The sequence below is a fragment of the Bifidobacterium sp. POST2/T3 (B1) genome (genome assembly GCF_058197115.1).
This window is the reverse complement of sequence record NZ_JBVPQK010000378.1, coordinates 1-2,520: the sequence shown is the minus strand read 5'-3', so window position 1 is coordinate 2,520 and position 2,520 is coordinate 1. Positions and strand designations below refer to the sequence as shown.

General features: G+C 61.2%; 3 protein-coding genes and 1 pseudogene. 2 read left to right on the top strand and 2 right to left on the bottom strand.

All coding sequences use genetic code 11. The features are described 5' to 3' along the window. Positions 1–365: diaminopimelate epimerase (locus AC0AP0_RS11840; RefSeq protein ID WP_490430609.1), on the bottom strand; the 365-nt coding region annotated here is incomplete at its 3' end. A gap of 67 nt (positions 366–432) precedes the next feature. Here AC0AP0_RS11840 and murI point away from each other — a divergent pair. Continuing rightward, a complete protein-coding gene (gene murI, locus AC0AP0_RS11835; RefSeq protein ID WP_490430608.1) occupies positions 433–1,218 on the top strand; it encodes a glutamate racemase in 786 nt (261 codons plus the stop codon). A gap of 68 nt (positions 1,219–1,286) precedes the next feature. Further along, a complete protein-coding gene (locus AC0AP0_RS11830; RefSeq protein WP_110412554.1) occupies positions 1,287–2,138 on the top strand; it encodes a patatin-like phospholipase family protein in 852 nt (283 codons plus the stop codon). 70 nt (positions 2,139–2,208) lie between these two features. Here AC0AP0_RS11830 and AC0AP0_RS11825 read toward each other — a convergent pair. Continuing rightward, positions 2,209–2,520, bottom strand: a pseudogene (locus tag AC0AP0_RS11825) (SPFH domain-containing protein); the annotation flags it as partial.

The following is a 2,520-nucleotide window of genomic DNA, read 5'->3' as shown; positions in this document are numbered from 1 at the left end:
GCCCGGGTCCCCAGCAGAAAGGAGGATCCCTCCATGGTCGGCGTCAGCCCCTGCTTCTGAGCGAAGAGGGTGACGGCTCGCGTCCCGTTGCCGCACATCTGCGCCAGTGATCCGTCCGCGTTGCGGTAGTCCATGAACCACTGACAGCCGAAACGGTCACAGGCATCCACCTGCTCCTGGCTCAGGTCACTGACATCAGCCGGATGGGTCAGCCGGATCACCCCGTCGGCGCCGACCCCGAAATGTCGGTCGCACAGCCATCGCACTTGGTCGGCCGTAGGTTCCAGATCCCCCCGGGGATCGGAGTAGACCACGAAATCGTTGCCGGTGGCTTGCATTTTGTAAACAGTCCGGGGAATACTCATGCTTGTAGCGTACGGCCCTTCGGCGACAGGCTAGGCTGGTTCTTCGGCTGCGAAAGGAGCGGATCACATGGCATCAGATGCACCGATCGGGATCTTCGACTCCGGACTCGGCGGTCTGAGCGTCACCGCAGCCATCCAGAAGCTTCTGCCCCAAGAGAATCTGCTCTATTTCGGCGATTCCGCCTACGCCCCCTACGGCACCAAGGAGCCGGTCCAGATCGCCCAGCGCTGCCATGTCATCGGCGACCGGTTCATGGACCTGGGCGTCAAGGCCATGGTCATCGCCTGCAACACTGCTACCAGCGTCTGTGTGGATGAGATGCGCCAACGCTACCCGGTCCCTGTCATCGGCATGGAGCCAGCTCTGAAGCTGGCATGCACGCGAGGCGGAGGCCGACCCCAACGGGTTCTGGTCACGGCCACCCCGCTGACATTGAAGGAGGCCAAGTTCTCACGCCTGATGGCACGGTTTTCTGGCAGGCACACCATCCTCACCCAGCCCTGCCCAGACCTGGTAACCATTGTGGAGTCTGACAGGCTGAATGACCAGGCCCTGGTCGATGCCACCTTGCACCGTTACTTGGATCCCTATAATCTGCAGACTTTGGATGCCCTGGTTCTGGGCTGTACCCACTTCGTCTTCTTCCGCCAGTCCATCGCCCGCATCTGCCCACCGGACCTGGCACTGATCGACGGCAACCCTGGAACGGCCCGCCACCTCAAGGATCTGCTGGCCCAAGCCGATGCCCTTAACCTGGGCCCTGGCCCCGGCAGAGTACAGATCGCCAACTCTGATTCCTCACCGGACATGCTGGATCTGTCCAAGCGGTTGCTGGCCTCCTGCCACCCCTGAACGGCTTGTCCAACGTTCACGCATAAGCTGTCATCAAGCTTTGATATCTGTCAGGAATCGAGGTGCCCATGGCACGCAAAAGAACAGCCGTCATTGACGTAGGCGGCGGCTACCGGTCCATCTTCGGCGCCGGCGTCTTCGACCGCTGCATGGAGCAGGGCATCACCTTCGATCACTGCTATGGGGTCTCGGCAGGCAGCGCCAATCTGGCCTCATTCCTGTCGGGCCAGCTCAGACGCTGCTACCGCTTCTACACCGTCTACTCCTCCCGCAAGGAGTATGCGAGCGTAAGCAACTTCCTGACCAAGCACACCTTCGTCGACCTGGACTACGTCTACGGCAAACTTTCGGCGCACGATGGGGAATGCCCGCTGGATTACCAGGCTCTGAAGGCCAACCCGGCCCTGTTCACCGTAGTGGCCTGCAAGGCCACTGACGGATCCACCGTCTACTTTGACAAGTCCGACCTGGCACAAGACAACTATGACATCCTCAAGGCCTCGTCCACTGTGCCGGTGGCCAACGAGCCCTACATGATCGATGGAGTGCCCTATCTGGACGGCGGCATCGCCGACCCGGTCCCGGTCCGCAAGGCCATGGACGAGGGCTATGAACGCATCGTCCTGGTTCTGACCCGCCAGAGGGATATTCTGCGCGAGCAGAAGAAAGATGTCCTGCCGGCACGGATCCTGGCCAAATCTTATCCAGCGGCCGGCGAGCGCCTGATGGAGCGCTACCGCACCTACAACGACGAGGTTGCTCTGGCCAAGCAGGCCGAAAAGGAAGGCCAGGTGCTCATCCTAGCCCCGGACAGCCTGTGCGGGCTGACCACGCTGAGCAAGTCGCTCAAGGGACTCAACGCCATGTACGACAAGGGCTATCGGGCCGCCGAGGCCATAGCCGACTTCCTGGAAAGCTGAACCCCGTCCCCGCACGACTCTCCATGCGGGGTTTTCCTTTTCCCGTTTTGGTCGAGCTCTTTTACAAACCTTACAGTATCGGCGCCCCGGTCTCGCTCTCTGTGCCTGCGCTCCTGCGACCGTGGCGGGGATCCGCACTCCCCTGGCTGCTCTGGGCGGTCATCAGCGCTGCGGTCATCTGGTTGAAGAGCTCGTTGTAGCCGCCGGGGGTCGCCGCAGGCAGAACCAGAGTCTTGGCATTGTCGGATTCGGCCAGCGAACGCATCACATCCAGATATTGGTTGAAGAGCACCACGTTGTTGACGGCATCGATATCCATACCTACGGCCCGAAGACTGTTGATCTGATCCACAATGCCGTTGGCGATCTCCCGCCGGTAGTT